The following is a 26,102-nucleotide window of genomic DNA, read 5'->3' on the forward strand; positions in this document are numbered from 1 at the left end:
ATGCAAGATAATCCTACAAGCGACTTACCCCTCGATTAGGAGTAGTACACATCATTGATATCGCCGACACCTGTGTAATTTGTGAACTATTTTTACTGAAAAGATCGCAATAGCAAGCTGACAATATTTGGTGGTGTTTCTGGCACAGGTGATGCTGTCTTTGACTGAATTAAAGCATTTGGGCTAAGTCCTGCTATCAGGTGGAGCAAGAAGGTGATGATGGCGGCTTGTATAAGTTTTTCCAGCATGGCACGTCTCTCTCTGAGGGGATAGCATTTCAATTAGGACCGGTTATTCTGAATACACCTCGTACTATCGATTTACCGAATCTAACAAAAATAACTTGATAATTGCTGAGGGAAATCCTAAAAAAATGTTTAAAATGTTACAGAAATTTAACACAAGTCCCTAAGCAAGTTGGATTTCGGTTATCGGTTTAATGACTACATCGCCAAAGTTATCTAACAAAGGTCGAGATTATGAAATTGGCGATAATTAGAGTTTTTTGATTTGTTCTTCCCTACATGGGATATTCTCTTAGACAGCTTTTGCGGCTAAAAAGTGCCCTTAGAGGTTGAAAAAGAGGCAAGGGAGCAGGGAGCAGGGGGCAAAGGGCAGGGAGCAAGGGAAAATGTTGAAGCAGGCAACAGAAGCAATTCATTTATAGGATTCGACCCCGGATGAATTGAAACCACTGAAGTTTCGTACCCTGCGGGAAGCTGACGCAACAGTGTTTTTGTCTTTAAACCTGTCCCTGGTTGGTCGCGGCAGGAAACAGATAGCGCCGGCGGCAAGCGAGTCTGCGAGCGTCGGGCAGTTTTCCTCCTGCCTCCTGCCTTCTGCCTCCTGCCTTCCTCAATCAAAATTTAAGTTATCTGCTTGAGAACAGTAGAGATAAACCCCAGTTTCGTGCTGTCACCGATAAAATGTATTTAAAGTAGCCACAAACACGCTTCCATGATTCCTATCGTTATTGAACAATCGGGTCGAGGTGAACGCGCCTTTGACATCTACTCACGGCTGTTACGTGAGCGCATCATCTTTTTGGGACAACAAGTTGACAACAACATTGCTAACTTGATTGTTGCCCAACTGCTGTATTTGGATGCTGAAGACCCGGAGAAGGACATTTATATGTACATCAATTCTCCCGGTGGTTCGGTGACGGCTGGTATGGGCATTTTTGACACTATGAAACATATTCGCCCTGATGTCTGTACAATTTGTACCGGATTGGCGGCGAGTATGGGCGCTTTCCTTCTCAGCGCGGGTGCTAAGGGTAAGCGGATGAGTTTACCCCATTCTCGGATTATGATTCATCAACCTCTTGGTGGCGCTCAAGGACAGGCGACTGATATTGAAATTCAGGCGCGGGAAATTTTGTACCACAAGCAACGGCTAAATAACTATTTAGCTGAACATACAGGTCAACCAATTGAGCGCATTGCTGAAGATACTGAACGTGACTTCTTTATGTCACCAGAGGAAGCCAGGGAATACGGTTTGATTGACCAAGTGATTGACCGCCACGCTGCTGGTAGCCGTCCAGCTGTTGCTGTTGTGAATTAATAGTCACGATTAATAAAAGGGAAAAGGTTAAAGGGGAAAGGGATGAACAGGTCGCCCACAAGGGGCGAGGTTTTTACCTTTCCCCCTTCCCCTTCTTAATAAATGGTGATTTACCACTTTTAATTCCCTTAAACCTCAAAAATAACCCCTCTTCAGTTATGAAGAGGGGTTATTTGAGTTAAAAACTTAATTTAGAAGTTGCAAATCAAAATCCTGCGCTTGGGTCTGGCTGAGATTGCAGGTATTTGAGAAATCCGTGTAATTCTTCTTCAGTTAGCAAAGTACGTCCCCGTTTACCGTAGGTTTCAATCAGATGCTCCCGTCCCTGTTCTGGTGTCCATCCTAAGCGGTGCATTTCGACATCTGTATTAGCAATTAGATCCGACGAATCTGCTGGTTGAGTTTTCTTTTTTCTCCTTCCTGTTCCTGTCACAGGGACTACATCCTCTTTCATCCAACATAATCGTTCGATTTCAGCATTAATTTCCCCCTGCTGTTGTGTCCAACATGACTGTTCGGTGTCAACATCAATTTTGGCAGTCACAACTTCATCTAACGGTTGAGATTCAAGATATGGAAGGAAGTCTTGTAATTCTACTTCTGTAAGTAAAGTACGCGATCGCTTACCGTAACTTTTTTTGAGATGCTCTCGTCCCTGGTCTATTGTCCAGCCTAATCGCTGCATCTCAATATCTGTTTGAGCAATTACTTTAGCAAAATTTACAGGTTCCATAGCTTCGTCACTGTTTTAACAGCCAGCATCATTTGTCATTTGTGATTGTTAAGGACAAATGACAAATGACAAATGACAAATTAAAATCCCGCTATTGGGTCAGGCTGCGATTGAAGGTATTTAAGGAATCCGTGTAATTCTTCTTCAGTTAGCAAAGTACGCCCTCGTTTACCGTAGGTTTTAATCAGATGTTCCCGTCCCTGTTCTGGTGTCCAGTTTAAACGCTGAAGTTCGACATCTGTTTTTGCAATTACATCCGATAAATCCACGGGTTCAGCTTTCTTCTTTCTCTTTCCTGTCACTGACGGGGTAGGGACATCCTCTTGAGGGCTGTAACTCCGAGGTGTAAATGGTGTGACATTATTGGCAGAAATTGCTGGAAAGGTTTGATTTTCTGGCTCGTTACTAAACGTTATTTCCAAGTTTTCAACTGGAGGAGCAAATTCTAGCTCCCGGTTGGTAGTCACAGGAAAGTTTTGACTTAAATCTTGGCTATAGTTATCGCTTGGTAAAGGGGCAGCACTACTGTATTCGTACTGTTCGTTACTGGTTGTTACTACTTCTGGTTTGATGTTGCGGACTTTGGAAGGCGGTATAGATATTTCTTTGTCGCTAACCTCTGGCCATTGACTACCTACAAAATCCCCAGCTTTCGTAGAAGAATAAGTAGATTCACCCAATCCACCTTTGGTATTCAAGGAGGGATTTAGCTGCGCTGGAGAAATTGAATTTGAGCTAAATTCCACTGATTCTGGTGGCGCATTTGTAATACCCAAAACTATCAATGCCCTAGTTCTGGCCTGGTCTTCTGCTGCTTCTACTGTTTCTGCTGCTGCCATACCCGTCGCACGGGTTACGCCTTCAACTTGCACGCTTGCCCGGACAATATATTTTCCTTGAAAAATTTGCACTAATTCAGAAATCAGACTGCCCTTGGGATACAAGCTCTGGAATTGAGCCAACATAATACTACTACCAATCTAAATCTTTTGGGGACTTGGGATTGGAGACTGGGACAGGGGAAAGAATTATTTTAATCCTCATCCCTAATACCCAATCCCCAGTCCCTTTTAATGCTTTGTCTAGTGTCCCAATTGTAGCAGTAGCTGTTTTTTGACGAAATTTTTGGCTAGTGCTAACTTATCTGGGTAGTCTTGCCTGCAATGCTATACTGATTACCCAACTAGATATCTAGAACTATTTTCTGGAAGTGCGCTCTAAATCTACAATAATGGAGATAAGGTTCGCCCTCACTGCTTATTAAGCTGCTCACCTAATTGTTACCGATTCTACATGTGGGAAAATTGGGTTCACCGGCAGTTCCTCCTAGTTAAAAATCAGATTCTAATGGCGTAAAATTACCTTCACTCTAGACAATCAAACACCTGTAGTTTCCACGCCACTTGCTCCACTTGGGGTTCGGCAGTCCCCCAGACGCTCTTACCTCGCTAAGGCTGCGCTAAGACGGGGGCTGCCTCACCGCAGTGGCTCCCCTGCATAGCGCTTTTGAGCAGTATGGATTCTCTAAACCCAACTTCTCAAAAACCCGTCGCGTAATTCACTAGCGGGGCTAAATTGTAAAATCAGGCGTGCAATCTTAAGTTTGGTTAGGTGAAGTGACTTGAACGCAGGTGAATTCTGAGAGCATCGTGCAGTGAGAAGTTCGTAGATGCCCAGAGTTGTCCGTGGGTAGGCTTCCTTTGCTCGGAACTGCCGGAGTAGTTTCCCACTCTTGCTAGGTTGGGTTTCCTTTCCTTAGAACTTAGGAAGCCTTGCCTCTGGGCAATTCGTTTCCAGCTTGTTTCTGTAAGCCGTGAGGGTATACAGGAATGAACCAGATTAAACAAAAAATGATGTTTTGACCAAAGGTCGGTTCACTGCATGGAATTTTCAATCGCTACACTCCTTGCCAATTTCACCGATGATAAATTGGTAGCTCGGAAGGTTTTAGAAAAGAAACTTGGCTGTGAAGATGAAAAAAGTTTACAAAAACTTCACATTGCTTTAGATGTTCTTGAAAAAATCGGTATTTTGGTCAAAGAACGGGGCAAATACCGTCGTGTGTCAGAAGAGGGAATAATCGAGGCAAAACTCCGTTGTTCTAGTAAGGGCTTTTGCTTTGCTATTCAAGATGTGGAAGGAGCCGAGGATATTTACATCCGCGAAAGTCATTTGAGTAATGCTTGGAATGGCGATCGCGTTTTGGTTAGAGTTCTCAAAGAAGGCAGCCGCCGTCGCTCTCCTGAAGGAGAAGTGAAGCTGATTCTAGAACGTTCCAACCACACGTTATTGGCACGAATTAAGCAGGTGGAAACTGGTTTTAGGGCTGTGCCTTTAGATGATCGATTGCTGTTTGAACTCAAGATCCAACCTAACGAGGTAAAGTTGGAAGAAGCGATCGACCACCTTGTTCATGTGGAAGTATTGCGTTACCCGTTGGCACAATATCCTCCCCTTGGTCGAGTGGTGCAAATCCTCGGTAGCGATGCCGAAGCTGCTGCTGATATAGATTTAGTTACTTGCAAACACGACCTTTCCCGGACTTTTCCCGATCATGTTCTCGAAGCAGCCGCCAAGTTACCCAAAAAGCTACTCAAAGCAGACCTAAAAAATCGGTTGGATTTGCGTAATTTGTTTACTCTCACCATTGAAGGGGTAAATGGTGACACCAAAGTTATAGAAAACGCTTTTAGTTTAGAAAAAAACTTAGCCGGGAATTGGCTTTTGGGCGTTCATATCACTGATGTTTCTCACTATGTCCAACCTGATGAAGCCCTAGATAGAGAAGCACTCAAACGGGGTAAATCAGTGTATCTGGGAGAATTAGTACTGCCAATTTTGCCTCCAATTGTGGCAGAACGCTGTTCTTTAGTACCTGGGAGCGATCGCTTAACTATCTCTTTTTTAATTACCATTGATCCCCAATCTGGAGAAGTGTTGGAGTGGGAAATTCAACCTAGTGTAATTAACGTCGAAACTGCTCTAAGTACTGAACTTGCCCAAGCAATTCTCACAGGTGAAGCTCACGATCAATCTCCACAGGTCGTCCAAATACTGCAAGACCTCCAAGCCTTACAAACAGGCGTGAAGCAGGTACGGTTGAATCGTGGTAGCCTCCAGTTGAATCTGCCGCCCAGCCAAAACGCCTATTATGATGAGGGGATTCTCGGCGCAGTGGTAGTGAATGATTTACCAGTGCGATCGCTACTCACAGAGTTGGTACTGTTAGTTAATCAACTGATCGCAACTCACTTAAATGCTCTTGGTGTTCCCGCTATCTGGCGAGTCCAAGGCACGCCCGATGTCGAAGATGTTCAGGAAATGCTGAAATTGGCAGTCAATTTAGGCGTTGACCTCACACTAGATCCAGAAGTAGATATCCAACCCCTAGATTATCAACATTTAACCACAGCTTTTGCCGAATCTCCCTCTGAGCAAGTTCTTACTTACTTATTGCAAGATACCCTTAAGCCGTCAGCATACAGCACCACCAAAGGATCTCACTTTGGTCTGGCACTACCGCAATATGTCCACTTTAGCGCTCCCTTGCGGCGTTACCCAGATTTACTGATGCAGAGAGTGTATTACGCGCTACTCGAAAACGGACGCGATCGCCGCAATACCCGTGTCAGAGAACGCGTTAACCTGCGCCACTCCTCTAGCCACGAGGAAATTAACTGGAACGTTTTACCCCCAGAATTGCAACAAGAACTCCAAAGCGATTTAACTAGGGTAATTGTCCAAATCAACGACCGAGAAAAAGAAGTCCAAGAAGCTGAAGCTGATTTAGCCGGACTGCAAAAAGCCCAACTGATGAAGCAACGCATCGGCCAGGTATTTCAAGGCGTGATTACCGGCGTTCAATCCTACGGTTTCTTTGTGGAAATTGAAGTACCAGCAGCCGAGGTAGAATCTAGCAGTAATCCTGGTGTGCCTTTGCGGGTAGAGGGATTGGTACACGTCAGTTCTCTCAAAGATGATTGGTATGAATATCGCGCCAGACAACAGGCACTATTTGGGCGCAAAAATCGCGCTTCTTATCGATTAGGCGATCGCGTCGCCGTCCAAGTTAAGAGTGTCGATTACTACCGTCAACAAATTGATTTGGTAACTGTTGGCAGCGATGGCCTAGCTAAAGGGATAACTGGTAATGGTTCCAATGAGGAGCTTTCAGACCTGTATTTACCAAATGATATAGAGCCCGATGACCTAGATCCTTACTCTGAAGACGAGTAAAATCCACCAAACTTCACGTGTCAAATAATACTAAACCTCTAATTTTAGGCGTATCGGGCGCATCTGGTCTGATTTACGCTGTTCGCGCCATCAAATTTTTGCTAGAAGCGGACTATAGTATTGAATTGGTTGCTTCTAAATCTACTTACATGGTTTGGCAGTCAGAACAGGAAATTCGGATGCCACCAGAACCAATTCAACAAGAACAATTTTGGCGAGAGCAAGCTGGAGTTGCCCTTTCGGGTAAACTCCGTTGCCATCCTTGGGGTGACGTTGGAGCCGGGATTGCGAGTGGTTCCTTTGCCACTCTGGGGATGATAATTATTCCATGCAGCATGAGTACAGTAGCAAAGCTAGCGGTTGGCTTGAGTTCTGATTTACTAGAACGGGCAGCAGATGTCCAACTCAAAGAAGGGCGAAAACTGGTCATTGTCCCTCGTGAAACGCCTTTTAGCCTCATCCACCTGCGTAACTTAACCTCTTTAGCTGAAGTTGGAGTTAGAATTGTACCCGCTATTCCCGCCTGGTACCATAATCCCCAAACCATCGAGGATTTAGTTGATTTTGTAGTTGCCCGTGCTTTAGATCAACTAGATATTGACTGCATCCCAATTCAAAGGTGGGAAGGTCGTCGCTAACGCCCCTAGTGGACTCATCGGAAATTTCACAATAGTCCTAAAAGGGTAATGATAGAGATGGCTGATAGTGTCAGTAGTCAGTGAACAGTAATTAGTGAAGAGTAATCAGACTGATAACTGACCACTGACCACTGACAACTAACCACTGACAATTGACTATTGACAAAATTGCTATGGCTGTAATTCGCTTAATTCTATTGGTGGCGGTACTGGGAGGACTAACGCTGTTGTTAGTTCAAAATTGGTCGCCTGTCCTATCGCTAGTATTTTTGGGCGTGCGAACTCAACCATTACCACTAGCGATATGGATTTTGTTCAGTACTACCGCAGGTGCTTTCACATCTATATTGATTGCTACCTTATTTAACTTATCCAATTATTTTGGGGCAGGACAACGCCAAACTCCTGACCGCCGAAGCACAACTTCGCCTCGTGCAAAGGCAACCCAAAGAGAAGAATCTACATCTCGTGCCACTCCTCCACCACCAGCTAGTAAAAAAGAAGAGCCTACTAGTGATGAATTTGATGATTGGGAGACAAATGGCAGTAGAGATGATGATTGGAACTTTGATGAAAAGTCCGAGGAAGCGCCTACCCCTAATCCTCAAGCTCAACCTGCTAGAGACTCGAAAATCTACGAACGTCAATCAGAAGCCAAAAGCAGTTCTCAGTCTGGTTCAGTTTACTCCTACAGCTACCGTGAGCCAAAAAATACGGCTGTGGGAAAAACTGAATCCGTTTATGATGCCGATTACCGAGTAATCATCCCCCCTTATCAGCCACCCACTACTAATCAAGCGGATGACGATGATTGGGAATTTTTTGATGATGATGAGGATTTTGAGGATGATGATAAACGCTCCCGTCGGTAAGACATAGTAGGCTATGTCTTTACTTGATGCCACACCGCTCTCTAGACTCCTGCTTGACCTTACCAGTCATGGCAGCTTCCTGCAAAGCCATGAAAGCATTAAAATCTTCCAAGTCATACCGAGTAGTCAACAGTTGTCGTAGTTGATTTTCAGCTTCCACTGTCAAATAGCCAGTTGCTAAAGCTTTTTGTACAACGTCACGAATTCGATTCATAGTTGACGCCTCATTCATCCTATATTTATTCATTCAGGCTTATTGGGGTGAAATATGCAGTAGTTTTTGTATCGAAACTTCTTTCTTTACAAAGCTTTTTTGGGTGATCGCAGGATACAAGTCATTATTTACACCTTTTACCAGAAACATTTAATTGAGTGGGGCTTGTTATAACTAGATTTTTAGACTAACCATACTGTGCTATTAAAAACACAGTATTCTGTATACTTAAAATTATGCACCAGAGTGAAAATTCGGATTATTTAGATAGACAGAAATTGTTTGGATAAAGTTTCAAACAAGCTATGTTAATTTTTTCATTAAGGAAAGCGATCTATATACGGCAATTACCAGGTTACATCAGGAAAATTACTACATTTTTGAGAAATTTATCGTTGATTCTTGATGGTAAATTCACTGAAAAATTGTTAATCTATTGCGAAGTTACTTTCAATACATTAATAAATAGACTTTAGAGTAAAGAGAAGTGGTTATAAAAGAACATTTAAAGAATTAAGGATTAAAAACTAACATAGTAGAATCCCTTTAGGGATTAAAACGGGTTTTCAAATCATTAAAGTTAAAGTAAAAAGTGTTACTAATTGCAAGTGATCAAAATCTATATTAGGGATTAAAGCAAAACCCTACTGCTTTCAGGAAGCGGTAGAGAAAGGATTGCAATTGATTAGAATCACTATTAGGGAGCCTCTCTTTCCTATACTCTGCTAATGAATGGCTGATTAGGGTCTGCTCCAGTCGGGTATTGATACTATTTGTTTGTGAGGCTGCGCCTAAATTTCTTTATTTGTGTCCTTTAGCAGTTGCTCATGGGAAAGACGCTCCGCGTTGGCAAAGCCTCTCTCTTTGGGAGAAGATCGCGCAGGATTTTATAGATAGGGTAAAAAGTGAGAATCTATGATTCAAGAGCAATGGACTGTGGTTGATAGTTACTTCACCGATCTGTTTGTGCCGCCCGACCCTGCGCTGGATGCGGCTCTCCAGACCAGTACTGCGGCTGGACTGCCACCACACAACGTTTCGCCCAATCAGGGCAAGCTGCTGCTACTGTTAGCACAAATTCAACGGGCGCGAACCATCCTGGAGATTGGCACGCTGGGTGGCTACAGTACTATCTGGCTGGCACGGGCACTACCCAGCGATGGCCGCCTGATTACGCTGGAAGCTAACCTAAAGCACGCCAAAGTCGCCCGCGCTAACATTGCCTATGCTGGTCTGTCCAATATCGTTGACCTACGCCTTGGACAAGCACTCTCTACGCTCCCCCAGATTGCTGCGGAGAGTAACAGTCCATTTGACCTGATCTTTATTGATGCCGACAAGCCAAACAATTCCGATTACTTCAAATGGGCACTCAAGCTTTCCCGTCCCGGTAGCCTGATCGTTGCCGATAATGTCGTGCGTAACGGAGCAGTAATTGATGCTACCAGCAGCGATCCTAGCGTTCAGGGTGTGCGTAGCTTCAACGAATTGCTTGCCTCTGAGCCACGCGTCAGCGCTACGGCAATCCAGACCGTGGGCAGCAAAGGATACGACGGCTTTGCGATCGCAATAGTAAACTGAAAAATAGCAAAATATTGTTATTTGGTCAGTCTTGGGAACGATTTTGAGGGAACAGGTAGGCGATCGCAGCGTAACCCGAAACACTTAGTAGACTAACCAAAAAAGCAGCCAAAATAAAAGTAGACATATAGAGTTCTACCCAAATGCCCAATTAACGTTATATTCCACATAATTCCAAAATCTCGATACCCATCAAAAAACAAGATTTTGGTTAGATACTTTCAACTTAGCAATTGGGTATGACACAGCCGTGACTAACCTGTGTCGATGACTTGTATGTCAAGGGTTTTGGCTCAACTTAAGCCAAAGGCAGAAAAAACCGAAACGTACTGCCAACTCCCAACTCGCTTTCTACCTGAATCTGACCGCCTTGTAGTTCAATCAAACGACAAGAAATAGTTAAACCAATACCAGTACCTCCCGAATGGCGATCGCGCGATTGATCGGCTCGCCAGAAACGTTCAAATACATGAGGCAAATTTTCTGGAGCGATACCAATACCTGTATCTATTACCGCAATCGAGAGTTGAGAAGCTTCAGTCCCAACACGAATGGTAATTGAACCTTCGTTAGTGTAACGCACCGCATTACCAAGTAAATTAACCAACACCTGTTCTGTACGGTCAATATCTGCCAATACAAGAGGTAGCACAGATGGACATTGTAAGAGCAGAACTGGCCCATCTTCCAACAATTGATCAGTGAATTTCTCCACTAACGACTCTAATAAAGGACGCAGATTTACCCGTTGGATATTAATTGGCAAATAACCAGCTTCTGCCTTAGACAATTCTTGTAAATCGTTCACCAGCCGCTCTAAGCGCCTAGTTTCTTTAGCTAAACGCCGATAAATTTCAGGAGACGCTTCAATTTCCCCATCAGCCAGTTCTTCCAAGTAACCACGCACAACTGTTAACGGTGTCCGTAATTCATGGGTCATGTCTCCAATCACCTCTCGCCGCCGCGCTTCCACCCCTTCTAAACTGGCTGCCATTCGATTGAAACTAGCACCCAGTCCATTCAGTTCTGGAATATCAGACATAGGTAGTCTTGCATCCATCTGACCAGCAGCAAATTTTTGGGTGATTTGTTCCATCTCCGTCAAGCGCTGCATAATTCGTCTGGACACCCAGTAACTCAATCCTCCAGCTGCCGTAGTGCCGACTAAAACTGACCAAATAGTGCTTCGCCGCCAAGCAAGTTCAAACCCTGTAACCAATTCAGTACGGATATCGATTAAGTCAAACCCCTGATTTTCTAAGCCTTCCAAATGCAAGATAAACAAGCGGGGGGAAGAAATTTTGCTGATGCTCACCAGACTAGCTACCCCCACAATCATTACTACTAAGTGGGAGAAAAATAGGCGCGTTCTCAGCCCCATCTTCATAACATTTACGCTACCGGAGGATCTTCAAATTTATAGCCCACTCCCACAACAGTTTTAATAAAAGTAGGACTTGCCGAATCAGGCTCAATCTTTTTTCGCAACCTAGCTACATGAGTGTCAACCACTCGTTCATCGCCGAAAAAGTTATCTCCCCAAAGTTTATCAATTAGTTGAGTGCGATTCCAAACTCGACCAGGATTGCTAACAAAAGTGGTTAGCAAATTAAATTCTAGGGTAGTTAAGTCCAAAATTTCCGGTTGCTGAGAATTCATCTGACGGCTGGCAGTGCGCTGGTCTACATCGACGATAAAGTGTTGGGTACGATTGACTTGATGTTGTCCCCCTTGGCGGAGGCTACGCCGCAATAATGCCCGCACCCTAGCTACCAACTCTCTAGGGCTAAAGGGTTTAACCATGTAATCATCAGCGCCAGTAGATAGACCAATCACGCGATCGATTTCCTCAACCTTAGCTGTGAGCATCAAAATGTAAGGATCTTTTGTACCCGGTTTCTGGCGAATTCTGGCGCAAACTTCCAACCCATCCAAACCAGGAATCATTAAATCTAGAATGATTAAATCAGGTGGTTGTTCCTGAAACATTCGTAAAGCATTTATCCCATCGCGACTAATGCGACAAAAAAATCCTTCTTTTTCTAAAGATAATTGGATTAAATGAGCAATTTCTGGCTCATCTTCAACTATTAAAATATCCATTTCAATTAATCACAAGACTTAGAGCAAACAAGGGGTAAAATCCCCTTGTTACAAAATAGATAAACTTCCGCCAGAGTGGATTAAAGGTTTGAATTTGAAGGTGTGCGATAACTATAGCCAAGATTAGAATCTTTTTGAATGTGTGCTTTAATACTATCTAGGTCAATGAAGCAGTCAGCAACATCAATCAAGCTTTCACTAGTAGTATTTTGTAGACTCACCACTTCCACCCGAACCCCCATTCTGCTGACAGCGTTCACCGCATAAGCTAAGTCCCCATCGCCACTGACTAAGACAGCAGTATCATAATAAGGAGCTAAAGTTATCATATCTACAGCAATTTCTACGTTCAAATTTGATTTTTTGAAATTCTCTGCTGGTTGCATAATATCTTTAGCTACTACACGATAGCCATTACGACGCATCCACAATAAAAAACCTTGTTGCTTTTCATTGCTGTTATCAACCCCAGTATAAAAGAAAGCCCGCAACAGTCTTGAACCATTGGTTAAATGACAAAGCAATTTAACGTAATCAATTTCGATGCCGAGTTGTAAAGCTGTATGAAATAGGTTTAAGCCATCAATAAAAATAGCAACTCGACCACGATTTAAGGTATTGACAATTGAACTATCAGATGTAGTATCTTGTATTTTAGGCTCTTTACTTTTGACCGTAGTATCGCTCAAATTTTGCCCTTGCCAATGTGGTTTAGTTTTGAGTACTTTAGGTTCCTTAAATTCATTTCTTTGTTTGCTAAAATTAGTTATAATCATTGATACCTCTGATTTTAAAGATGGAAAATTTTTGTGTAAATTGTCTATAGTATAGTCTGTGCTAATTTATAACCCTAGCAGGTAATGGTCTTAAATCACTACATGCAGATAAAGTTAAATGGTGCTGAAGCAGATTCAAAGTAGACATCCAAAGGTTTTTCAGTGTTGTTAGGGTTAGTTTGATAATATATTGCTTCTGTCCACAGATATGTTAGTCTTTACCCACCAAGACAGCAAGAGTTTGGAGAAAATAAATCTTACTACCAGGTTAGGGCAAAAATCCGCAAACATCATCTATCTATTTTTATTTTAACTCTGAGTTTTAATAACCTTACAGCAAGAAGTTGAAAGTTATCGCAATCTCAGGACGCTCAAATACTGGCAGACTAATAATGTAATATGCGATGCCTGCGGCGGGCTACGCCAACGCACCTCAAAAGGTAGGTTTTTAAGGTATTTGGATAATCTTTAAAAGACAATTTTTATCTAAATGAGGGGATGTTCAAGCTTAAATAGTCAGAAAAGGCTGATGGCAATACAAGATTCCCGACTTCTTTAAAGAAGTCGGGAATTTGAGTTTTAGTCCTTAGCCAACTTATTATTAGATGTGTAGTAAACCTGACTACCAGTATCAGGTACAAAATGACAGCTGATACATGAATTCCATAATGACTTCCAAATTGGTTCTTCCGATTTGTGGAAATACTCACCCATCACTGGTTTGATTGCCTCAGTTGCCTTCAACAAATTGTAGTGAGGGATGTTGAGGAATATATGATGAGCAACATGAGTACCGATATCGTGATGAATATGATTAACCAAACCATAATCACGATCAATACTAGAAATTGCACCTTTCAGGAAAGTCCAATCTTCTCCACGATACCAAGGAAGCTCTGGCTCAGTGTGGTGCAAAAATGTCACTAAATCTAGCCAAACTATAAACACAAGGTAGGGGACAGCGTAATATTTCAGCAACCACATCCAACCCCATTGGTAGGTGAGGAAACCCAGAAACCCTATCATCCCAATCAAAAGGACAGTGCTAGTAATAACATCCCATTTTTCCGATGGTTTGAAAAGCGAACTACCGGGCAAAAAGTGGGAGCCTTCTTTATTAGGAGAGCGCTTAAACAAATACACAGGATAGGCCAATAGAAAAACATAATATCTGCCTATTTTTTGTGCTAAAGGCATCTCCTTATATTGTGATTCGCTTACTGGATACCAGCTTTCATCGTTATCGATATTACCAGTATTTTTGTGATGGGTTCTGTGGCTAATCCGCCAACCATGATAAGGAACAAGTATTGGTGTGTGAGAAAGATGTCCAATCAAATCATTGAGCCATTTATGCTTAGAAAAAGATTGGTGTCCGCAGTCATGGCCGACTACAAACAAAGCCCAAAACATTGTTCCTTGCATTAGCCAGAAAATCGGAAAGAAAAGCCAAGAATCCAGGTAAGAAGCAACTGCATAAAGCAGACCGATAATCAGGATGTCACGAAAGAAGTAAAAAAGTGATTTTTTCACATTGGGCTGAAAGCATTCAGCAGGAATTGCAGCTTTTAAATCCCCAAGTGTGAAAGGTAATTTAGTCGTATCCTCAGACTTTTCAGAGCCAAGAGGATTGTTGAACGTGATGATGTTTGATGGCACTGGATTCTTTTGATTGGATATAAATTAGAACTTTGATTAGAATGCCCACGATACTAGCGATCGCAAACACACAGGAGGGATAATTTCTGGCAATTTATCTAAAATTTTATTCAGTAAACAATTGCCAGATTTTATTAAAACACAGCATGATAAACGCTCTCGTTGGTTCAAGAGCGTGAGTGTAATCACAGGGCTATTTATTGCTCTGTATAATATTCGTTGAAAGTCTTATAACCAACGTCAGTTGTGTACAGTTGACACTCGTCTGTAATCTGCTTCATTAAAGGCCAAGAAAACTGACACTCATCATGGAGATAAGGCCCCCAATTTTCTTTGATGCTGCTGTAAGCTAGCCGCAAATTATAAGAAGGGATAGCAGTGGAAATATGATGAGGTACATGAACATTGATATCGTGGCACAGAATTTCTACCCAACGCGGATAATCGCAATGAATAGTGCCAGATAACTGTGCTAGAGCCTCATTCCACTTGTTTGGTGTCGCAAAAGGAACATCTGCGGCAGTATGGTGAACAATAGTAAAAGTACTCATCCAAAAATGGTAAACCATCCAGGGTACTAGCCAAAACTTGACAAATCCCCAGATACCAGTTGTGGCGACCAAAAGCGGGAAAGCGATCGCAGCAAACACAACTACTACAGCCACAGAAAGCTTGATGCTGGATTGGTCTTTCGTTTTGAAGTTCCGCCAATCAAAATGCACTACAGCCCAATGTCCAATGGAACCTACCCACCAGAGGCGTTTACGCATAAACAGCTTAAAAGCAGACTGCTTAGTTGTATCCCAATTTTCAAACACTTCTGGTCTGATTGGATGCCAAGCGTTGTCCTCATCCAGCTTGTTGGTATGGGCATGGTGATAATTATGCTTAATGCGCCAACTGTGAAAAGGGTAAATTAACGGCATCATGAAGAAATGCCCCACCAAATCATTTACCCAACGACGTTTGGCAAAAGACCTGTGACCACAGTCATGGCCAATTACAAAAAAACCTGTTAAAGCAGTGCCCGTAAAAATCCAGGCTAGGGGCAAAAGAAACCAAGGAGTGATAATCAGGCTGTAATAACCCAAGGCAACTGCTAAGACACTTAGTATGACTTGTGTCCAAGCTTTGCGACGGTTCTGCTGAAAACATTCGCGTGGCAGGGTTTTGATAATATCTTTGAGCCGGAAGTCGGAATTACCAGGCTCGTCACTTAATTTTTGGCTGTTAATTATTGATGTAGTCATGAACACCTGAAAAACAACAAACTCCTACACCAAGTCACAAAAAAGTAACTTGCCGCAAAAATTCTTCACATTAGCGCTTCGGATTATAGCAACCTAACAGACACAAGCGCACCCGTAAATAGACTTTTGAAAAGTTAGTAGTTAGGAGTGATGAGTTAGGAGTTTAGATTCTCAACTTACGCCGGATGTGAATTAGAAATGCTTCTTGTGGCATAAGGATTTCTGTGTCTACCCAAAATCGGGGTTTGAGAAATCGACGGCAAAATAAAAATTCTCAAGCCTGATTCACATTGAACGTAATTCCTAACTCCTGTAGAGACGCGATTAATCGCGTCTCTACTCCTAACTACTTTTTGCTGGGGCCAACTTTACATTAGTAGCCAGACCAACCGCCTGTAGCAATTGAACAGTCATCCAGGTTAAATCGATTTCCCACCATTCCAGCCCATGACGAGCTGAGTATTGAAAGGCATGATGGTTATTATGCCAGCCTTCACCGAAAACTAGTACGGCTACCCACCAGCAATTAGTCGATTTATCACCAGAATCATAGCTCTGATAGCCAAACTTATGAGTAGCGCTGTTCACCAACCAAGTGCAGTGATAAACCCAGACAATGCGAACAAAAATTCCCCAGATAACGAAAGGCCAGCCACCTAGGAGCAAAAGTAATACACCTAGAGCAACCTGAATCAAAATGAAATATTTTTCTAAAAACTGATAAACTGGGTCTTCTGCAATATCTTTGGTGAAGCGAGGAACATCAGCGTGAGCTGGACAATAATGAGTCAGCCAACCCATGTGGCTCCACCAGAAGCCTTTATTAGAATCATGGGGATCGGTGTCAGTATCAGAGTTTAAATGATGAATGCGATGTGTCCCGATCCACTCAATTGGGCCTCCTTGACAGGAGAGTGTCCCGAAAAAAACCAGGAGATACTCTAGCCACTTGGGAGTTTGAAAACTGCGGTGGGTGACAAGGCGGTGAAATCCTAGAGTAACGCCTAAACCGCCAGTCACCCAGTACAGCAAGAAACCCACACCAACTGCTGTCCAGCTAAAGTTACCAGGAACAAAAGCAAATAAAGCGCCGATGTGCAGTCCAATGAAAAACAGGGTATTAACCCAGTTAATTTTAGGTTTGGTTGAGGTAGCAATTGTCATGCGATAACCTGAATTTGAATTTTCCCGCCTAGTATGTGCGATCTTAAAATCCGCATATCTATAATTTAATTTTTTTTGAACGAGGAACTGATGAACAGCTTAGAACAGCTGCGGCAAGCAGAACAGGCACTATTAGAAATTTTTTCTGGAATTGACACTCAGGTCAAGCATAATCTAAAACGAGTGCTGGATGCTTTTCGTAATCACCGTGTGGGCGCACACCATTTTGCTGGTGTAAGTGGCTATGGTCACGATGATTTAGGACGAGAAACTTTAGATAAAGTTTTTGCCGAAGTTATGGGTGCTGAAGCTGCGGCCGTGCGGGTGCAGTTCGTTTCGGGAACTCATGCGATCGCCTGTGCTTTGTTTGGTGTTCTCCGTCCTGGAGATGAGATGTTAGCAGTGGTCGGTTCTCCCTACGATACGCTTGAAGAAGTCATTGGTTTACGAGGTAAAGGTCAAGGCTCCCTTATCGAGTTTGGCATAAATTACCGCCAATTGGAGCTAACCACCGAAGGAACTATAGATTGGCAAGCTTTAAGTACTAATGTGGCTGAAAACACTCGTTTAGTGTTAATTCAGCGCTCATGTGGCTATTCTTGGCGACCTAGTTTATCAATTGCTGATATTGAAAAAATTGTCCACTTAGTCAAACAACAGAATCCGAATACTGTTTGCTTTGTGGATAACTGCTACGGCGAATTTATTGAAACAAAGGAACCTACAGGCGTAGGTGCTGATTTAATGGCGGGGTCACTGATTAAAAATCCTGGTGGCACCATTGTCAGCGCTGGCGGTTATGTCGCTGGTCGCGCCGACTTAGTGGAAGCATCTGCCTGTCGCCTCACTGCTCCTGGTATTGGTAGTTATGGCGGTGCTACTTTTGACCAAAATCGTTTGTTATTCCAAGGCTTATTTCTAGCGCCGCAAATGGTCGGAGAGGCGATGAAAGGGACTTATCTGACTGGTTATGTATTTGACAAACTTGGTTATCCAGTGAATCCCGCTCCCCTTGCTCCTCGGGGTGATGTGATTCAGGCGATTAAACTTGGTTCTGCCGAAAAGCTAATTGCTTTCTGTAAAGCGATACAACAGCATTCTCCCATCGGTTCTTACTTAGATCCTATTCCAGATGAAATGCCGGGGTATGAAAGCAAGGTAGTGATGGCTGGGGGAACATTTATTGAAGGGAGTACTTTGGAATTATCAGCAGATGGGCCTTTGCGTGAACCTTATGTGGTTTATTGCCAGGGTGGGACTCATTGGACTCATGTAGCGATCGCACTAGAGGCTGCGATTAATGCAATAGGAAATGCTGGTGATTGATTACAGCATATATTCCGCAAGGCATCAGGTTTATTGAGAAATTAGTCAAAGGCGATCGCATTTGTTGATTTGGCGAACGCATTTGTTACTTTGGCGAACGCATTTGTTACTTTGGCGAACGCATTTGCTACTTTGGCGAACGCATTTGTTGATTTGGCGATCGCATTTGTTGATTTGGCGATCGCATTTGTTGATTTGGCGATCGCATTTGTTGATTTGGCGATCGCATTTGTTAATTTGGCGAATGCATTTGTTGATTTGGCGAACGCATTTGTTAATTCGGCGAGCGCATTTGTTGATTTGGCGAACGCATTTGTTAATTCGGCGAACGCATTTGTTAATTCGGCGAGCGCATTTGTTGATTTGGCGAACGCATTTGTTAATTCGGCGATGCCTACGGCTGGCTACGCCTACGCATTTGTTATACTACCGATCTACTGTTCCCATGATAATATCGATACTACCCAAGACTACAACAAGATCGGCAACCTTCACGCCACGTAAGATTTCGGGTAATACTTGCAAGTTATTGAAATCGGCGGAACGAATTTTCCATCGCCAGGGGAAGACATGATCATCGCCAATTAGATAAATTCCCAATTCACCTTTACCACTTTCTACACGAGCGTATGTATTTGCACTCAAACTGGTAAGAAGTGGCAACTGCAAAAAATTCGTTTATACCCATCTTCCTTTTCTTTGGAGAAGTCAACAGATAAGGATTTCGTTTCTAGCATCGCTCTTACTACTTTCACGTTCCTAATCTATCAAACTACCAAATGAGTACTACCTAGCTGATGTATGTTCATCAAAAATCCCTCCAATTCTCCTTACAAAGAGAATTGGGGGAATCAAGTCTTATTCAGATGTGAATGCAACTCTATGCTAATGATTAGCCAGCGATAGTTTTTGTACGCTCAATCAAAGAGGTGCGCTCGAATCGAACCAATTTAATTTTCATCTCGTCCGTGGACTTGAGCCGGTGGACTCGTTGCTTCAACAGCCGTGAATGGTTCCAAGATTTTGTATGTGTGCCTGGCTCCTTTGGGCACAACCCAAGAACTCCCAGGCTCTAGCAAAATCATTTGCCCTTCAATGTGCAATTCGGCCCGACCATTAATTACATAACCAACTGTTTCATAGTCGCGCGAACTTGGTTCTTTGTCTTCGCTTGGTTGTTCGTCTTCCCAAAGACGCATCGAAAGAGATTTACCAGAAGCAAGATACTTCTGACCGAGTTTACCTTTAGGGGAATGGGTAGAATCTATTTTTTTAACGCTGGTGTCGCTCATAATCACCTTAGGGTTTGAGTACAACTTTGATGCAGTTATCTTTCTTGTCTTTAAAAATTTCGTAGCCGTGGGGCGCTTGTTCTAGAGGTAATCGGTGGGTGATGACAAAGGTTGGATCGATTTCACCATTTTGAACGTGTTCTAGCAAGGGTCGTAAATACTTATGGACATGGGTTTGTCCCATTTTTAAAGTTAGACCCTTATTCATGGCAGCACCCAACGGCACTTTATCTACAAAGCCACCATAAACCCCTGGAATTGATACATGACCACCCTTACGACAAGACACAATTACTTGCCGTAATGCCGTTGGACGGTCTGTTTCTAGACGTACTGCTTGCTTTACTTGGTCGTATAACGCCATGAAATCTGTACCGTGTGCTTCCATTCCCACTGCATCAATGCAAGCGTCAGGGCCACGACCCCCAGTCATTTCATTGAGTGCTTCGCCAACATCCACTTCTTCGTAGTTAAGGATTTCAGCTTTACCATATTCTTTAGCCATTTGTAGACGTTCGGGAACGCGGTCAATGGCAATCACACGTTCTGCACCAAGAAGATATGCGCTTTGAATAGCAAATTGTCCGACTGGGCCACAACCCCAAATAGCGACAATATCACCGGGTTGAATGTTGCAGTTTTCAGCAGCCATATACCCAGTGGGGAATATATCTGTTAAAAATAGCACTTGCTCATCCGTCAAACCATCAGGAATTTTAAACAAACCCACGTCTGCAAATGGCACTCGTGCATACTCTGCTTGACCACCTGCATAACCGCCGAATAAATGAGAGTAGCCAAATAGACCTGATGGTGAATGCCCCATTTGCTTTTCTACCATCCAAGCGTTGGGGTTAGAGTTGTCGCATAGTGATGATAAATCCCGATTGCAAAAAAAGCAGTTACCGCAGGAGATAGTGAAAGGAACAACCACGCGATCGCCTATGTTCACATTTTTAACTGCACTTCCAAGTTCTACAACTTCCCCCATGAATTCATGACCAAGGATATCGCCCTTTTCCATTGTGGGGATGTAGCCGTTGTAAAGATGCAAATCAGAACCACAAATTGCCGTAGATGTAATTTTAATAATGGCATCGCGTGGGTTAAGAATTTTGGGGTCGGGAACTGTTTCCACCCGCACATCGTTTACTCCATGCCAGCAAACTGCCTTCATAATTATTTAGTCCTTAGTGATAATTTCTGTCACGTTAATATCAAGATAAAACACGTCAGATTAACCGATTGGGAGACGCGATCATCATCGCGTCTCGGTAACAGATCAAAGCTTATGCGGCAATATATGAGTCAAACAATTAGACTCAAAATTTGTTACCAATCTAGCTTCTATCTCTTAGTTGTTTGCTAGCAGGATTTTGGTAATAACCTTCTTTATCTCCGGCTTGGTTTTTTGCAGGATCAAAAAACTCTTTTGTGGCTCTTGGAGTTTCCTCATCCAAGTTTAACTTTTCCCGGATATTATCAGCAGCGCTTTTTAATGGATTTTGAGCGTTTCTTATTTGGGTATCGTTTCTTGATTGGGTATCATTTCTAATTTCACCTTCATCAGGTGTTCCTTTGTAATAAATACCCTCTGGAGTTTTAACAGTATCAGCTTGTGCTACATTAACGTAGCTAAAAGCCTGACCCAATAAAAACATAAATCCTACCAGAAAAACTACAAAAATTTGGGAAATACGAATATTTCGTAGCGCTGAAATTACTCGACTCATAAAAAACCTCAATTGCATTATGTTAGGTGGATAATTCAAAAGACTGAATAACTATTCAGCATTCAGCTTTAAGAACAACTTTGATGTAGTTATCCTTTTTTTGTTGAAAAATATGATGGACATAGGGTGTTTATTCTAAGATTACGACCACCAGTTATCTCTTTCAACGCTTTGCCAGTATTAACTTTTTGGTTGGCAAACTTTTTCGCCATCATTTTCAGGCGTTAGGGAAAGCGATTGCTTTTTCGGCTCCCATTATGTAGGCACTAATCATGTCTCTACCCCTACATCATTACCATCGTTCCAGCAGACTTTTCATAGTCATTAATCATTAGTGATTCGCTTAGGCAAATGACAACTAACTGAACTACTTGTGTCCAGAAGGTTGACCTTCGGTGGTGGCGATTTCGCCTGTTTCCATTAGCATCTTGAAGCGGCGCAATTCATCACCAATTTGTTGTTCTGGTTCTTCACCAAAAAGTTTAGCTACGGTAGCTCCCAATGCTCCACCGGGTGGATTATATTCCAAAACAACCTTAACTTCCGTGCCGCGATCGCCTGGTGCTTTTTTGAAGCGAACAAAACCAGAATTATCAACGTCTGCACCTTCTACAGAAGCCCAAGAAATAAATTCATTTTCCCGATCTTCGAGAATATCTGCATCCCATTCCACGCTCTTACCCAAAGGTGCATTGGCAATCCAGTGAGAACGTTTTTGGTTGTACACATTGACAGATTTGAGATGCTTCATAAATGTGGGCAGATTCTCAAAGTTGTGCCAAAAGCTATACAATTCTTCTGCCGATTTGTTAATTGTTACCGTCTTTTCAACTTTGATGGGTTGGTTGATACCAATTGCTTCTTGTGCTTGCTGAATTGTGCTTTGCTTGGTTGCACCTTGATAAATCAAACCGCCACCGGCTAAAGCCGTCAGCGCTCCCCGCAATGAACCTTGCCTTAAACCCATCAGCACCATAGCACCACCACCGATAAGAGATGCCCAACGCTCTACTTCACTAGCTTCAGTCTGGCTGGTACTTAATTTATCACCTGATGTTGAAGTCACTTGTTTTATATCTCCATCACAGTAATTATCTATAGAGGCGCAAATATCCTCTTGTTCCTATCTCTGTGTTATTTGCGCCTCTGCGATAGCCGTCTAAGTTCAAAAAACTTACATTGACACTGCCGCGCCTGTAGTCGGCTTAGGAGCCTGAATCTGATTACCTATCCGCGCCCGATACAGGTCTACTAATCGCTGTTCGTATTTCAATAAATCGTGATAAATTTCTTTGAAAATAGCAGTTGCTACTGGGTCAGTGAACATTGCAGACAAATTGCCAATATCGCCGATACCAGTTTGGACATCACCTAAAGCAGAACGTAACTGATATATGTCATCACTTCCTGTAAAGGCAGTTTTTACCTTGGCATACTGATTAGCAATATTTGCTCCCAAAGAGGGTTTTTCGCCCAGATGATGAATATAAGTTTCTAGCTTTTGAATATGGCGCTGTTTATTTGCAATTATTTCTTCAAAGACTGAGTTGACTTCCCTATCTGATTCTTTTTCCAAATATTTCTCAAATGCTTCTAGCGAATAACGCTCACCAGCAAGGGCATTATTTAAACCTCTGGTGATATCACCTTTAGTTGAGCCACCCCAAGCATCAGCTAGCTTCCACCATTCAGCACTTGTGTCTTTCTCATTTGGTAGTGCAGCATCTTTGCCACCATAACCCAAACGGCTCAAAATAGCTGTGGTAAAAATCGGCAAGTCTCCAGGTTCACGAGATGTAATCAAATTCCCGTCAACTACCACCGGCTCATCTAGATAATTTGCGCCAGCGTTAATCATGTCCTTGGCAATAGCAATAAAACCAGTGGCTTGTTTACCTTTGAGCAAGTCGCTTTCAATTAAAACTTGTGGCCCGTGGCAAACCGCAGCGACTAGTTTTCCTTGTTGTATAGCTTCTTGGACAAAGCGTACTGTGTTGATGTTGCGCCGCATTCTGTCGGGAGCCATCCCACCAGGAATTATCACCGCATCGAATTGGGCTGCGATCGCTTCTGTTGTAGTACCATCAGCTTGGATACTAAGTTTGCCGCGTTTACCCTTATATTTTTCATTCATTCTGGAACCAAGGACTACTACCTCTATTCCAGCTTGTTTTAGTCCGTTATAAGGAACTGTAAATTCTGCATCCTCTACTGCCTGTTCAATAAGGATAGCAACTTTTTTCTTCCCGGAATGATTGTTATGGTCAGTCATAGATATTATTACCTGTTTCTTTCTAGTATTTAACTAGCTACAATATTGATCAATTAGGAAAGTTGAAAATCCTGAATTGTGAACTTGATTTTTTTTGATTGCCTATTATGCAGTTACTTCACCTGTTGATGAAATAGCAAATAGTTCTTCATAATCGTGAGAGAAATAGGCGTGAAGTGCAGCAAATTTTTCTGGGCTAATAGCATTTTGCAATACAGCAAATACAGCCCGAACATGAATTGCAGCAGTTGTTGGTTCGATGTTTTCTTTTTGGCTTGCACGAGCGATAAATTCCTGCAAGTTAAAGGATTGAACACTATCTCCTTCTCTGCCTCGCAAATAATTGCCTAGTTGTGGAGGCAAATTTTTAGCTATTTCTTCCGCGTCATCACCTGCTATCCGTTCTTTGAGAGTTTCTAGTGTGGCACGGGTAGCACGTTCTGCTTCTTCACGAGAATCTGATTGGGCAAGGCTTTGTACATGTGTAATGAATTCGTTGTATTCCACTGTCTACCTCCGCTTCCCAAAATTCTTGAATGTTTTCTTATTTAGCATTCAGGTAGTTAAAAGCATTAGTCTAAAATTAAAATGGAACAACTTCTGATTTTTCCTAATTAATAAAAAAATAGTTATGAGTGAAAATTGGGCTACTGAATTATTTCGGTTTGACAAATTTTCACTCATAGCTAAAAACTTCAACTACAAGTTGCTTGACCATGATTTCATAATTCCAATGGTATGGTGCGATCGCTAGTTTAGCTTCGTACTAAGGGGATAGATTCTTTTATTTCTAAAGCTATACATCTCTAGTAAGATAACTTCGTGACAGGAAAACGTTATTGTGAGAATGCAGAAAAAAGGCTAGTATCATGGCAGAAAAAAATCATAATGACGAAATTCAAACCAATGATTTGCCACAGGAAATTACCGAATCCTATGGTACTGGTGTGAAAGAGTTGCCAGGATACAATATTGGTGGGCGCTCAATTAGAGAAGAAAGACGTGAGTATACAGAAACTAGTCCTGAACTCACTGGTGGGGATGTTGATGCTTATTGGCAAGATGCAGATGCAGTTGGGGATGAAGCTGTTGGTGGTAGCACTGCAACTCCTGATAAAAATGTAACTGAGGAGCTAGAAGCGGCAGTAGGGCTAGAAATGGCTGATTCTGAGTTTCTGCATACCAATGATATTTTAGAGGATCGTGATGGCGATCGCTGGGAGTTAGATCCAAAGTCTTCTGAAGATTATCAAGAGCGGGGAGAATAAGCTTAATAAAACCAGAAGCCGTATTCCTACTGTGAATTCACAAATTTGATGTGGCTAAATTGGGCAGTGCTTAGAAAAGCACTGTCACAACAAAACTAATCATCTATCTATCGAAATATTTCCTGAAAGTCTCTCAATTTGGCAGCATTGAAATTGCCAAGTTTTTACTTTGCCTTTCCTCAGCATTATTTTAGCTTTTGATATAGCAATCCGCTTTGATTTCTGTTCGCGCAACGTGGCGTAAACATAATTATTTGCTTATGAGGCAATGGGCAAGAAGTTTATTTGAGTTGGATTGAATGTTTTCAGAGATCAAATATGAGTTTTATATTGCATTTACATCTAAGTTTAATTCTTCTTTCTAAAGTGAGACTATACTTTCCCCGATTTATGTTTTGTTTATAATTATTCTTCTTTCTGATTTTAATACCTATGTCTTCAGTAGGGTAAAACGTTAAATGTATATTTGATACCTTTACTAACAGCACTGAATAAATTGCAATTGGAGTTCATAATGACATACACACAAACTAGCGATCCAACTATTCGGGAACATGTTCAAGCTTGGCAAAAGTTGGATGTGGATCAACAACTGGCTTTGTTTTGGTTCATTTACAAAGAAATGGGTGGCTCAATTACACCAGCTGCTCCTGGGGCCAGTACTGTTTCTCCAGAAATCGCGGAAGGTTTGTTTAATCAAGTTAAGGAATTATCTCACGAACAACAATTACAAGTTCAGCGTGACTTGATTAATAAAGTAGATACCCAAATTTCTCGTGAATATGGTTCTTTGGGTGATACTACCAAGCTACTATTTTGGTATCGATTATCTCAAGGTATCGACAATGGTACTATCATTCCTGTACCGTCTGATTATCAACTACCCTCAGAATCTAAAGCGTTGTTTGGTAGAATTCAAGGATTAGGCTTTGAGCAACAGATCACTCTTTTCCGTGATTATGTGTCGCCAATGGGTGCTGAAGCAAAAGCAGGTGCTGAAATTTAGCACTTTTTAACTTTTTAGGCTGCTTGAGGTTATCTATTTAGCCTCTAAATGAGGATAAGATGGTTGTTATAGCAAGTTTATTTACTTGCAAAGTCCTGTATAAGCATCTATCTATACCTCTCTTCTTAAAGTTTTTTATATCCGCCAGTCGCTTAATATAAATTTAAATTTTGATGACTGGTGGTTTCATTTTTTCTTGATAAATAAACACAGAGTAAAAATAAAACTCTTACCCTGTGAGCATTTATTTCATGAGGTCAGTTGCACCCTACAGTCCTAACGCCCTTTGTTTTGTACTCAATATATTAAAAGTAATTATATTTGAATTAATCTGTCTTTTGGTTGGTTTAAATATGCTTTTTTTATATTAAGCTCTATCTTTTTATAGTTTTTTATCTCAAATTAAATGC

The 26,102-nt window shown here is 42.1% G+C and carries 24 protein-coding genes and 2 pseudogenes; 9 read left to right on the forward strand and 17 right to left on the reverse strand.

The features are described from left to right. Positions 1 to 92: 92 nt before the first annotated feature. Positions 93 to 248: a hypothetical protein gene (locus tag G1O98_RS38710; protein ID WP_167306178.1), complete on the reverse strand. Its 156-nt coding sequence runs from the start codon at positions 246 to 248 to the stop codon at positions 93 to 95. Positions 249 to 957: 709 nt separating this feature from the next. On the opposite strand from G1O98_RS38710, the gene clpP reads away from it, so the two are divergent. Further along, the gene (gene clpP / locus G1O98_RS04595) at positions 958 to 1,569 is read left to right on the forward strand and encodes an ATP-dependent Clp endopeptidase proteolytic subunit ClpP (RefSeq protein ID WP_163927494.1); all 612 of its coding nucleotides are present in this window, start codon (positions 958 to 960) and stop codon (positions 1,567 to 1,569) included. Between the two features lie 205 nt (positions 1,570 to 1,774). Here clpP and G1O98_RS39235 read toward each other — a convergent pair. Continuing rightward, a pseudogene (locus G1O98_RS39235) lies at positions 1,775 to 2,017 on the reverse strand (hypothetical protein); the annotation flags it as partial. 365 nt (positions 2,018 to 2,382) lie between these two features. Continuing rightward, positions 2,383 to 3,267 (reverse strand): hypothetical protein, encoded by an 885-nt coding sequence (locus G1O98_RS04605; protein ID WP_163927495.1) that lies wholly within the window; start codon positions 3,265 to 3,267, stop codon positions 2,383 to 2,385. Between the two features lie 916 nt (positions 3,268 to 4,183). Here G1O98_RS04605 and G1O98_RS04610 point away from each other — a divergent pair. The 3 genes from G1O98_RS04610 to G1O98_RS04620 all read left to right on the forward strand — a co-directional run bounded on the left by G1O98_RS04610 (position 4,184) and on the right by G1O98_RS04620 (position 8,048). After that, the gene (locus G1O98_RS04610; RefSeq protein ID WP_163927496.1) at positions 4,184 to 6,538 is read left to right on the forward strand and encodes a ribonuclease R family protein; all 2,355 of its coding nucleotides are present in this window, start codon (positions 4,184 to 4,186) and stop codon (positions 6,536 to 6,538) included. Positions 6,539 to 6,555: 17 nt separating this feature from the next. Beyond that, entirely contained in the window at positions 6,556 to 7,176 is a 621-nt protein-coding gene (locus G1O98_RS04615) for a flavin prenyltransferase UbiX (protein WP_163927497.1), read from the forward strand. A 173-nt stretch (positions 7,177 to 7,349) separates the two neighbouring features. After that, positions 7,350 to 8,048 carry a LapA family protein gene (locus tag G1O98_RS04620; protein WP_163927498.1) on the forward strand — a complete coding sequence of 233 codons (699 nt, stop codon included), beginning with the start codon at positions 7,350 to 7,352 and terminating at the stop codon, positions 8,046 to 8,048. A gap of 19 nt (positions 8,049 to 8,067) precedes the next feature. Here the strand turns inward: G1O98_RS04620 and G1O98_RS04625 are convergent, their stop codons facing one another. Next, a complete protein-coding gene (locus tag G1O98_RS04625; protein ID WP_012412449.1) occupies positions 8,068 to 8,262 on the reverse strand; it encodes a hypothetical protein in 195 nt (64 codons plus the stop codon). A gap of 966 nt (positions 8,263 to 9,228) precedes the next feature. On the opposite strand from G1O98_RS04625, the gene G1O98_RS04630 reads away from it, so the two are divergent. Beyond that, positions 9,229 to 9,843: an O-methyltransferase gene (locus G1O98_RS04630; RefSeq protein WP_345940524.1), complete on the forward strand. Its 615-nt coding sequence runs from the start codon at positions 9,229 to 9,231 to the stop codon at positions 9,841 to 9,843. A 298-nt stretch (positions 9,844 to 10,141) separates the two neighbouring features. Here the strand turns inward: G1O98_RS04630 and G1O98_RS04635 are convergent, their stop codons facing one another. The 6 genes from G1O98_RS04635 to G1O98_RS04660 form a co-directional block, all read right to left on the reverse strand. After that, complete coding sequence (locus G1O98_RS04635) at positions 10,142 to 11,230, reverse strand: HAMP domain-containing sensor histidine kinase (RefSeq protein WP_163927500.1); 1,089 nt, start codon at positions 11,228 to 11,230, stop codon at positions 10,142 to 10,144. A 5-nt stretch (positions 11,231 to 11,235) separates the two neighbouring features. Then, complete coding sequence (locus G1O98_RS04640; protein ID WP_163927501.1) at positions 11,236 to 11,946, reverse strand: response regulator transcription factor; 711 nt, start codon at positions 11,944 to 11,946, stop codon at positions 11,236 to 11,238. Between the two features lie 80 nt (positions 11,947 to 12,026). Next, positions 12,027 to 12,722 carry an NYN domain-containing protein gene (locus G1O98_RS04645; RefSeq protein WP_163927502.1) on the reverse strand — a complete coding sequence of 232 codons (696 nt, stop codon included), beginning with the start codon at positions 12,720 to 12,722 and terminating at the stop codon, positions 12,027 to 12,029. Positions 12,723 to 13,301: 579 nt separating this feature from the next. Then, positions 13,302 to 14,381, reverse strand: coding sequence for a fatty acid desaturase (locus tag G1O98_RS04650; protein WP_163927503.1), 1,080 nt, complete (start codon positions 14,379 to 14,381; stop codon positions 13,302 to 13,304). A gap of 197 nt (positions 14,382 to 14,578) precedes the next feature. Continuing rightward, a complete protein-coding gene (locus G1O98_RS04655) occupies positions 14,579 to 15,631 on the reverse strand; it encodes a fatty acid desaturase (RefSeq protein ID WP_163927504.1) in 1,053 nt (350 codons plus the stop codon). Between the two features lie 342 nt (positions 15,632 to 15,973). Continuing rightward, positions 15,974 to 16,795 (reverse strand): acyl-CoA desaturase, encoded by an 822-nt coding sequence (locus G1O98_RS04660; protein WP_114084324.1) that lies wholly within the window; start codon positions 16,793 to 16,795, stop codon positions 15,974 to 15,976. A gap of 90 nt (positions 16,796 to 16,885) precedes the next feature. Between G1O98_RS04660 and G1O98_RS04665 the strand changes: the two genes are divergently transcribed. Beyond that, positions 16,886 to 18,121 carry a methionine gamma-lyase family protein gene (locus G1O98_RS04665; RefSeq protein WP_163927505.1) on the forward strand — a complete coding sequence of 412 codons (1,236 nt, stop codon included), beginning with the start codon at positions 16,886 to 16,888 and terminating at the stop codon, positions 18,119 to 18,121. 426 nt (positions 18,122 to 18,547) lie between these two features. On the opposite strand, the pseudogene G1O98_RS04670 reads toward G1O98_RS04665, so the two are convergent. The 7 genes and pseudogenes from G1O98_RS04670 to G1O98_RS04700 all read right to left on the reverse strand — a co-directional run. Then, positions 18,548 to 18,751 (reverse strand): annotated as a pseudogene (locus G1O98_RS04670) (NADPH-quinone oxidoreductase); the annotation flags it as partial. Positions 18,752 to 19,071: 320 nt separating this feature from the next. After that, positions 19,072 to 19,413, reverse strand: a complete 342-nt coding sequence (locus G1O98_RS04675; protein WP_163927506.1) for a cupin domain-containing protein — start codon at positions 19,411 to 19,413, stop codon at positions 19,072 to 19,074. A gap of 7 nt (positions 19,414 to 19,420) precedes the next feature. Beyond that, positions 19,421 to 20,590, reverse strand: coding sequence for a zinc-dependent alcohol dehydrogenase (locus tag G1O98_RS04680; protein ID WP_163927507.1), 1,170 nt, complete (start codon positions 20,588 to 20,590; stop codon positions 19,421 to 19,423). A gap of 163 nt (positions 20,591 to 20,753) precedes the next feature. Then, a complete protein-coding gene (locus G1O98_RS04685; protein WP_243458341.1) occupies positions 20,754 to 21,185 on the reverse strand; it encodes a hypothetical protein in 432 nt (143 codons plus the stop codon). Between the two features lie 328 nt (positions 21,186 to 21,513). Further along, positions 21,514 to 22,212, reverse strand: coding sequence for an SRPBCC family protein (locus G1O98_RS04690; RefSeq protein ID WP_163927508.1), 699 nt, complete (start codon positions 22,210 to 22,212; stop codon positions 21,514 to 21,516). A 108-nt stretch (positions 22,213 to 22,320) separates the two neighbouring features. Then, a complete protein-coding gene (locus G1O98_RS04695; RefSeq protein WP_163927509.1) occupies positions 22,321 to 23,418 on the reverse strand; it encodes a DJ-1/PfpI/YhbO family deglycase/protease in 1,098 nt (365 codons plus the stop codon). A 105-nt stretch (positions 23,419 to 23,523) separates the two neighbouring features. Continuing rightward, the gene (locus G1O98_RS04700; RefSeq protein ID WP_163927510.1) at positions 23,524 to 23,925 is read right to left on the reverse strand and encodes a DUF2267 domain-containing protein; all 402 of its coding nucleotides are present in this window, start codon (positions 23,923 to 23,925) and stop codon (positions 23,524 to 23,526) included. Positions 23,926 to 24,049: 124 nt separating this feature from the next. On the opposite strand from G1O98_RS04700, the gene G1O98_RS40590 reads away from it, so the two are divergent. From G1O98_RS40590 to G1O98_RS04710, 3 genes are all read left to right on the forward strand, one after another. Next, entirely contained in the window at positions 24,050 to 24,172 is a 123-nt protein-coding gene (locus G1O98_RS40590) for a hypothetical protein (RefSeq protein ID WP_275941761.1), read from the forward strand. A 115-nt stretch (positions 24,173 to 24,287) separates the two neighbouring features. Further along, positions 24,288 to 24,686, forward strand: a complete 399-nt coding sequence (locus tag G1O98_RS04705; RefSeq protein ID WP_163927511.1) for a DUF6335 family protein — start codon at positions 24,288 to 24,290, stop codon at positions 24,684 to 24,686. A 514-nt stretch (positions 24,687 to 25,200) separates the two neighbouring features. Beyond that, positions 25,201 to 25,692: an orange carotenoid protein N-terminal domain-containing protein gene (locus tag G1O98_RS04710; RefSeq protein WP_163927512.1), complete on the forward strand. Its 492-nt coding sequence runs from the start codon at positions 25,201 to 25,203 to the stop codon at positions 25,690 to 25,692. Positions 25,693 to 26,102 lie beyond the last annotated feature (410 nt).

Origin of the sequence: Nostoc sp. UIC 10630 (assembly GCF_010747425.1) — a bacterium.
Taxonomy (GTDB): Bacteria; Cyanobacteriota; Cyanobacteriia; order Cyanobacteriales; family Nostocaceae; genus Nostoc.

Bases quoted from the DNA above. Each gene is read 5' to 3' on its own strand.
- G1O98_RS38710 (WP_167306178.1), bottom strand. From the start codon at position 248: ATGCTGGAAAAACTTATACAAGCCGCCATCATCACCTTCTTGCTCCAC.
- clpP (WP_163927494.1), top strand. From the start codon at position 958: ATGATTCCTATCGTTATTGAACAATCGGGTCGAGGTGAACGCGCCTTT.
- G1O98_RS04605 (WP_163927495.1), bottom strand. From the start codon at position 3,267: ATGTTGGCTCAATTCCAGAGCTTGTATCCCAAGGGCAGTCTGATTTCT.
- G1O98_RS04610 (WP_163927496.1), top strand. From the start codon at position 4,184: ATGGAATTTTCAATCGCTACACTCCTTGCCAATTTCACCGATGATAAA.
- G1O98_RS04620 (WP_163927498.1), top strand. From the start codon at position 7,350: ATGGCTGTAATTCGCTTAATTCTATTGGTGGCGGTACTGGGAGGACTA.
- G1O98_RS04625 (WP_012412449.1), bottom strand. From the start codon at position 8,262: ATGAATCGAATTCGTGACGTTGTACAAAAAGCTTTAGCAACTGGCTAT.
- G1O98_RS04635 (WP_163927500.1), bottom strand. From the start codon at position 11,230: ATGAAGATGGGGCTGAGAACGCGCCTATTTTTCTCCCACTTAGTAGTA.
- G1O98_RS04640 (WP_163927501.1), bottom strand. From the start codon at position 11,946: ATGGATATTTTAATAGTTGAAGATGAGCCAGAAATTGCTCATTTAATC.
- G1O98_RS04645 (WP_163927502.1), bottom strand. From the start codon at position 12,722: ATGATTATAACTAATTTTAGCAAACAAAGAAATGAATTTAAGGAACCT.
- G1O98_RS04655 (WP_163927504.1), bottom strand. From the start codon at position 15,631: ATGACTACATCAATAATTAACAGCCAAAAATTAAGTGACGAGCCTGGT.
- G1O98_RS04660 (WP_114084324.1), bottom strand. From the start codon at position 16,795: ATGACAATTGCTACCTCAACCAAACCTAAAATTAACTGGGTTAATACC.
- G1O98_RS04665 (WP_163927505.1), top strand. From the start codon at position 16,886: ATGAACAGCTTAGAACAGCTGCGGCAAGCAGAACAGGCACTATTAGAA.
- G1O98_RS04675 (WP_163927506.1), bottom strand. From the start codon at position 19,413: ATGAGCGACACCAGCGTTAAAAAAATAGATTCTACCCATTCCCCTAAA.
- G1O98_RS04680 (WP_163927507.1), bottom strand. From the start codon at position 20,590: ATGAAGGCAGTTTGCTGGCATGGAGTAAACGATGTGCGGGTGGAAACA.
- G1O98_RS04695 (WP_163927509.1), bottom strand. From the start codon at position 23,418: ATGACTGACCATAACAATCATTCCGGGAAGAAAAAAGTTGCTATCCTT.
- G1O98_RS40590 (WP_275941761.1), top strand. From the start codon at position 24,050: ATGAGTGAAAATTGGGCTACTGAATTATTTCGGTTTGACAAATTTTCA.
- G1O98_RS04705 (WP_163927511.1), top strand. From the start codon at position 24,288: ATGGCAGAAAAAAATCATAATGACGAAATTCAAACCAATGATTTGCCA.
- G1O98_RS04710 (WP_163927512.1), top strand. From the start codon at position 25,201: ATGACATACACACAAACTAGCGATCCAACTATTCGGGAACATGTTCAA.